This window comes from Pseudomonas sp. UBA6699 (assembly GCF_002454615.1).
Classification (GTDB): domain Bacteria; phylum Pseudomonadota; class Gammaproteobacteria; order Pseudomonadales; family Pseudomonadaceae; genus Aquipseudomonas; species Aquipseudomonas juntendi.
Genome location: NZ_DKJF01000116.1, coordinates 1 through 6,380, shown reverse-complemented (window position 1 = coordinate 6,380; position 6,380 = coordinate 1). Strand labels below are relative to the sequence as shown.

6 protein-coding genes are annotated in these 6,380 nt (G+C 64.0%); 4 read left to right on the top strand and 2 right to left on the bottom strand.

Annotated elements, in window-relative coordinates; translation table 11 throughout:
• Positions 1-109: 109 nt before the first annotated feature.
• Positions 110-1,321, bottom strand: coding sequence for a pyridoxal phosphate-dependent aminotransferase (locus B3361_RS21695; protein WP_009682838.1), 1,212 nt, complete (start codon positions 1,319-1,321; stop codon positions 110-112).
• 167 nt (positions 1,322-1,488) lie between these two features.
• Between B3361_RS21695 and msrB the strand changes: the two genes are divergently transcribed.
• The gene (gene msrB, locus B3361_RS21690; protein WP_009682839.1) at positions 1,489-1,884 is read left to right on the top strand and encodes a peptide-methionine (R)-S-oxide reductase MsrB; all 396 of its coding nucleotides are present in this window, start codon (positions 1,489-1,491) and stop codon (positions 1,882-1,884) included.
• 13 nt (positions 1,885-1,897) lie between these two features.
• Positions 1,898-2,386, top strand: a complete 489-nt coding sequence (locus B3361_RS21685) for a glutathione peroxidase (RefSeq protein WP_009682840.1) — start codon at positions 1,898-1,900, stop codon at positions 2,384-2,386.
• On the opposite strand, the gene B3361_RS21680 is transcribed toward B3361_RS21685, so the two are convergent.
• Positions 2,376-4,733: a hybrid sensor histidine kinase/response regulator gene (locus tag B3361_RS21680; RefSeq protein WP_054906257.1), complete on the bottom strand. Its 2,358-nt coding sequence runs from the start codon at positions 4,731-4,733 to the stop codon at positions 2,376-2,378. The two genes, B3361_RS21685 and B3361_RS21680, sit on opposite strands and share 11 nt — an antisense overlap.
• 175 nt (positions 4,734-4,908) lie before the next feature.
• On the opposite strand from B3361_RS21680, the gene B3361_RS21675 reads away from it, so the two are divergent.
• Together B3361_RS21675 and B3361_RS21670 are read left to right on the top strand one after the other, a co-directional pair.
• Positions 4,909-5,796, top strand: coding sequence for an ATP-binding protein (locus tag B3361_RS21675; protein ID WP_029887959.1), 888 nt, complete (start codon positions 4,909-4,911; stop codon positions 5,794-5,796).
• Positions 5,797-6,279: a GAF domain-containing protein gene (locus B3361_RS21670; protein ID WP_054906258.1), complete on the top strand. Its 483-nt coding sequence runs from the start codon at positions 5,797-5,799 to the stop codon at positions 6,277-6,279.
• The last annotated feature ends 101 nt before the right edge of the window (positions 6,280-6,380 follow it).

The window sequence follows — 6,380 nt, the reverse complement described above, 5'->3', positions numbered from 1 at the left end:
CCGCGCGGGCGGCGCTCGCTCCAACAGGCGCTGCATACCTTGTGGCAAACACCTGTTAGCCCTGACACGATCCCTGTGGGAGCTGGCTTGCCGGCGATGAGGCCGTTACTTACTGCGAGTAAGTGCGCAGGAAATTGCCGATCCGCCCAATTGCCGCTTCCAGGTCATCGACCCGCGGCAAGGTCACCACGCGGAAGTGGTCCGGCCACGGCCAGTTGAACGCGGTACCCTGAACGATCAGCAGCTTCTCCGACAGCAGCAGGTCAAGGGCGAACTTCTCGTCATTGAGGATCGGGCACACCTTCGGGTCGATCCGCGGGAACGCATACAGCGCACCCATCGGCTTCACGCAGCTTACCCCAGGGATGTCATTCAGCAGTTCATAGGTGCGGTTGCGCTGCTCCAGCAGGCGCCCAGGTGGCAGCACCAGGTCATTGATGCTCTGGTAACCGCCCAGCGCGGTCTGGATGGCATGCTGCGCCGGCACGTTGGCACACAGGCGCATGTTGGCCAGCATGTCGATGCCTTCGATGTAGCTTTGCGCATGGTGCTTGGGCCCGGAAATGATCAGCCAGCCAGAGCGGAAGCCCGCCACCCGGTACGACTTGGACAGGCCGTTGAAGGTCAGGCACAGCAGGTCTGGCGCCAGCGAGGCGGTGCTGATGTGCACGGCTTCGTCGTACAGGATCTTGTCGTAGATCTCGTCGGAGAACACCACCAGGTTGTGCTGGCGGGCCAGCGCCAGCATGCCCAGCAGCAACTCCCTGGAATACACCGCGCCCGTCGGGTTGTTCGGGTTGATGATCACCAGGGCCTTGGTGTTCGGGGTGATCTTGGCCTTGATGTCCTCCAGGTCGGGGAACCAGTCGGCCTGCTCGTCGCACAGGTAGTGCACCGGCTTGCCGCCGGCCAGGCTCACGGCAGCGGTCCACAGTGGGTAATCGGGCGCGGGGATCAGCACCTCGTCACCGTTGTTGAGCAACGCCTGCATCGACATCACGATCAGCTCGGAGACGCCGTTGCCGAGGTAGATATCCTCGATGGTGACACCTTCGATCTCTTTCTGCTGGCAGTACTGCATCACCGCCTTGCGTGCACTGAACAGGCCCTTGGAGTCGCTGTAGCCCTGCGCGGTGGGCAGGTTGCGGATCACATCCTGGAGAATTTCGTCGGGCGCCTCGAAGCCGAAGGGCGCTGGGTTGCCGATGTTCAGCTTGAGGATGCGGTGGCCTTCCTCTTCCAGGCGCTTGGCGTGCTTGAGCACTGGGCCGCGAATGTCATAGCAGACATTGGCGAGCTTGTTCGATTTGCTGAACTGCATGATGGGATCCCGATTGAGAATACGCGCTACGCCCCGCCGAAAGGTTTGAAAGGGCAGGAAGCGGGTGACAGACTGAACGCCTGGCACACGAAGCCACCTAATATACGTGCCGCCCGCGCCCTGGAAAAGACGGCGTGGGGTGAATTTCAGCCTGCCGAGGTTCCTGCATGAAAAAGATCGAGAAAACCCTGGAAGAATGGCGGTCGATGCTCGACCCCGAGCAGTACCAGGTTTGCCGCCTGAAGGGCACCGAACGGCCGTTCAGCGGCAAGTACAACAGCGAGCGCCGCGACGGCATTTACCATTGCATCTGCTGCAGCCTGCCGTTGTTCGACGCCCAGACCAAGTTCGATTCCGGCTGTGGCTGGCCGAGCTTCTACGCGCCGATCGAAGACAGCGCGATGATCGAGATCCGCGACACCTCCCATGGCATGATCCGTACCGAAGTCACCTGTGCCCGCTGCGATGCGCACCTGGGCCACGTGTTCCCCGACGGCCCGCCACCGACTGGCCTGCGCTACTGCATCAACTCGGTGTGCATCGACTTGCGCCCGCGCGACTGACCGGAGCCCGACCATGGCTGGATCGATACTGGACATTCCCTGCGTGACCCTGGGCGGCGAGCACAAGACCCTCGGCGACTACCCCGGCAAGGCGTTGCTGGTGGTCAATACCGCCAGCCAGTGCGGCTTTACCCCCCAGTACAAGGGGCTGGAGCAACTGTGGCAGGCCTACCGCGGGCGTGGCCTGGTAGTGCTGGGCTTTCCGTGCAACCAGTTTGGCCAGCAGGAGCCGGGCGAGGCGCGGGAAATTGCGCAGTTCTGCGAACGCAATTTCGGCGTGAGCTTCCCGCTGTTCCGCAAGGTGGACGTCAACGGCCCCGGCACCCACCCGTTGTATGTCGAACTGAAGCAGCGTGCCCCAGGCTTGCTTGGCTCGCAGAAGGTCAAGTGGAACTTCACCAAGTTCCTGCTCGACCCGGCCAGTGGCCAGGTCACGCGTTATGCGCCTTTCACCAAGCCGCAGGCACTGGAAGCGGACATCGAGCGCCTGCTCAGCCGCTGAGCGGCACCCAGTGGTCGACCAGCGCCAGCAGCTCTTCGCGGCGGAACGGTTTGGCCAGGTAGTCGTTCATGCCCGCGGCCCGGCAGCGCTCGCGCTCTTCGGGCATGGCGTTGGCGGTGAGGGCGACGATGGGCAGGTGCGGCCAGCGGCCGCTCTGGCGAATGCGCCGGCTGGCCTCGTAGCCGTCCATCACCGGCATGTTGCAGTCCATCAGCACCAGGTCGAAGGGTTGCCGTTCCAGCGCCGCCAGGGCCTCGGCGCCCTGGGTTGCCAGTTCGACCTGGCAACCGAGCTTGGCCAGCATCCCCTTGGCCACCAGCTGGTTCACCGGGTTGTCTTCTACCAACAAGATGCGCGCGCGGCCTTCGCCCTGGGTCACGGGCGGCGTGGCCAGCGGGTGTTCCGGCTCATGGCCTTGCAAGGTTCGGCGCAGGGTCTGGTACAAGGCGTTGCGCGCCAGCGGGCGGGCCAGCTGGTGCAGCGGTGCCAAAGCCAGCGACTGCTCTTGGGAAAGGAAGTTGCCGTAGGCGGTAACCAGCAGGATCGGCGCTTGCAGGGCCGGGCGCAGTTCGAATAGATGGTCCACGTCATCGGTTATCAACAGGTCGAACGCGGTGGCCTGCAGGGCCATGCGGCTGTCGTGCCGCTGGTAGCTCAAGCCCCAGGCGGGCAACACGCGCTGCAAGAGCTCGTGCAGCCCGCTGCCCGCCGCACTGAGGGCGGCCACGCGGCCTTGCAGGGGCTGTGGCGGGATGGCTTCAGTGTGCGCAGCCAGCGGCAGCTCGGCGGTGAAGCAACTGCCAAAGCCCGCTTCGGAGCTTATCTGCAGGTGCCCCTGCATGGCTTTGCACAGGTTGCGGGTCAGGGCCAGGCCAAGGCCGGTGCCGCCGTACTGGCGGGTGATCCCGGCGCCGGCCTGGGTGAAGGGCTGGAAGATGCGCACCTGGGCCTCTTCAGGGATGCCGATGCCCGTGTCACGCACTTGCAGGCGCACGCCGCCGGCAATGCGCTCAAGGCGTATATCGACGCGGCCGAAGCGGGTGAACTTCAAGGCATTGGACAGCAGGTTGCTGACGATCTGCCGCACCCGCGTGGGGTCGCCCAGCACGCTGCTGGGGAAGTCGCCGGCGATCAGGCAGGTCAGCTCCACGCTCTGTGCGGTGTTCTGCGACAGCAGGTTGGCGGTGTCTTCGACCATCGAGCCCATGTCGAAGGCAATGCGCTCCAGTTCCAGCTGGCCGGCGTCGAACTTGGACAGGTCGAGAATATCGTTCAGCAGTTCGACCAGTACCTTGCCCGAGTCGTGGGCAATCGCCAGCTGCTGGCGTTGCTCGCTGGGCAACGGGTTATCCAGCGCCAGGGCGATCATGCCGAGCATGCCGTTGAGCGGGGTGCGGATTTCGTGGCTCATGTTGGCAAGGAAGGCGGCGCGGGCCTGGGCCATGTCCAGCGCCCGCCGGCGGGCCTGTTCCAGCTCCTGGTTGGTCAGGCTCAGGCTGCTGTTGCTGGCCTTCAGCTCGTTGGTGCGTGCCGAGACGATGTCTTCCAGCTCGTTGAGGTACTGGGTCAGGCGGTTTTCCGCGGTGCGCCGCTGCTCGATTTCGGTGGCCATGCTGACGAACTGTTGGTTGGCCACTTTCACCAGCACGCCGATTTCATCAAGTTCGTGGCCGTGCGGGCATTCCAGGCGGGTTTGCCGGGGTTTGCGCGGGTCGCTGCCGCTGAGCGCACTGATAACGGTGACCAGTGGCTTGGTCAACATCAGGTAGAACAGTGCCAGCAGCAGGCCTGTCAGCACCAGGCTGCGGGCAAAACCGTTGAGCAGGGTGATGCCGGCACGGTCGAGAAAGCGGCTGCCGAAGGCGAAGGTGTCGACGTCCAGGTACAGGGTGCCAAGGTATTCCTCGGGCATATGGGTAAGGTACAGGCTTTCGCTCAACTGGCGCTGTTCGCCGAACAGGAAGTCGCTCAGCGGCCGTAGACGGTCTTGCAGGCGTGGGCGCTCGACATCGGCCAGGACCGTCTGGTTGTTGTCGATCAGCCGTGCGCGGATCACCGCCGGCGACTGCAGCAGGCCGCGGGTCAGTTCCAGGGCCAGTTCCGAGTCGATGTTGTAGGCGATACGCGAGGCCGGGTTGTGGCTGATTTGCAGCAAGGCCCGCACTTCACGGTTGATGGATGCGTCTACGCTGGCATAATCGATGCCGATCTGGATGAGACTGAGCAATGTTCCCAGGATGAAGCCGACCAGGACTGTCAACCGGGCTTGCTTGTATGACAGGCGATTGGTGAACTTGATATCCATGAGTTCCGAGCTGGTTTCCCATTCCTTGCGCTGCGCAAGCATAGCCGATCATCCCCGGCTGCTGGTGGGTCTGTCTGTTCATTTCAGTTGATCGCCAAGCGGGGGCCGCTTTGCGCCCCTTCGCGGGCCCCAGGCCAAACACAATCCTTGTAGGAGCGGGCAAGCCCGCGAAGGGGCGCGCAGCGGCCCCAAAAAACTGAAATTGCTAGGAGTCGTCATGGACGCTCGCTTGATCGCTTTCCTGGACCGCGCCGAATCGGTACTGGCGCGCCTCGAACCCCTGCTGCCGGCCCCGCGCCCGCACATCGACTGGGCCACCACCCTGGCTGCCCGCTGGCAGCGCGATGGCCGCAGCGGCTACCTGCTGCCGCTGGAAGTCAGCCTGGACATCCGCCTCACCGACCTGATCGGCGTCGACAAACAGCGTGACCAGCTGGGCCGCAACACGCACCAGTTCATCAAAGGCATGCCCGCCAACCACGCCTTGCTGTGGGGTTCGCGCGGCACCGGCAAGTCGTCGCTGGTGCGTGCGCTGCTGGCCGAGCACGCCAGCGCCGGTTTGCGCCTGATCGAAATCGAACGCGACCACCTGGCCGACCTGCCGCGCGTGGTCGAGCAACTGCAGAAGCTGCCGCAGCGCTTCATCCTGTTCTGCGACGACTTGTCGTTCGAGGCCGGGGAGGGCGACTATCGGGTGCTCAAGAGCGTGCTCGATGGCTCGCTGGAGCAGGCACCGGACAATGTCCTGCTGTACGCCACTTCCAACCGCCGCCACCTGGTGCCGGAAAAGGAGAGCGACAACGAAAACTGGAAAAGGGTCGACGGCGAGCTGCACCCCAGTGAAGCGGTGGAGGACAAGATCGCGCTGTCCGACCGCTTTGGCCTGTGGCTGTCGTTCTACCCGTTCACCCAGGCGCACTTCCTTGACGTGGTCGAGCACTGGATCGGCCAGCTGGCGGCCCCGGCCGGGCTGGCCTGGCAGCGTGACGAAGCGCTGGAAATTCTCGCCGTGCGCTGGGCTACCGGCCGCGGTAACCGTAATGGCCGTTGTGCCTATCAGTTCGCTCGCTACTGGGTCGGGCTGCAATTGCTGGAGCAAAAGTAAATGATCGACCTCAATGCCAGTGGCGCCGGCCTCGACGGCTACCACCTGCTGGCGGCGCAAGTGCAGGCGCTGTTTGCCGACGAACGTGATTTCATCGCCAATGCCGCGCAGTTTTCGGCATTTCTCTACCACCAGGTAGGCGACCTGAACTGGGCGGGCTTCTACCTCAACCGTAACGGGCAACTGGTGCTGGGCCCGTTCCAGGGCCAGGTGGCGTGCGTGCGCATTCCGTTCGGCAAAGGCGTGTGCGGCGCGGCGGCTGCCACCGGCAAGACCCAGCGGGTCGAGGACGTGCATGCGTTCCCGGGGCACATTGCCTGCGACAGTGCGTCGAACAGCGAGCTGGTGATACCGCTGGTGAAGGAGGGCAGGCTGATTGGTGTGCTGGACCTGGACAGCCCGAGGCTGGCGCGATTCAGCGAGGCGGACCAGGTGGGGCTGGAGCGCCTGGCGGCGATCTTCTTGGAGCTGACTGACTGCTGATTGTTGTGTTGCCTGGGCTGGCCCTATCGCCGGCAAGCCAGCTCCCACTAGGTAACCGCAGGCTCGAAGACCTGTGCAGTAACCTGTGGGAGATTCTATGG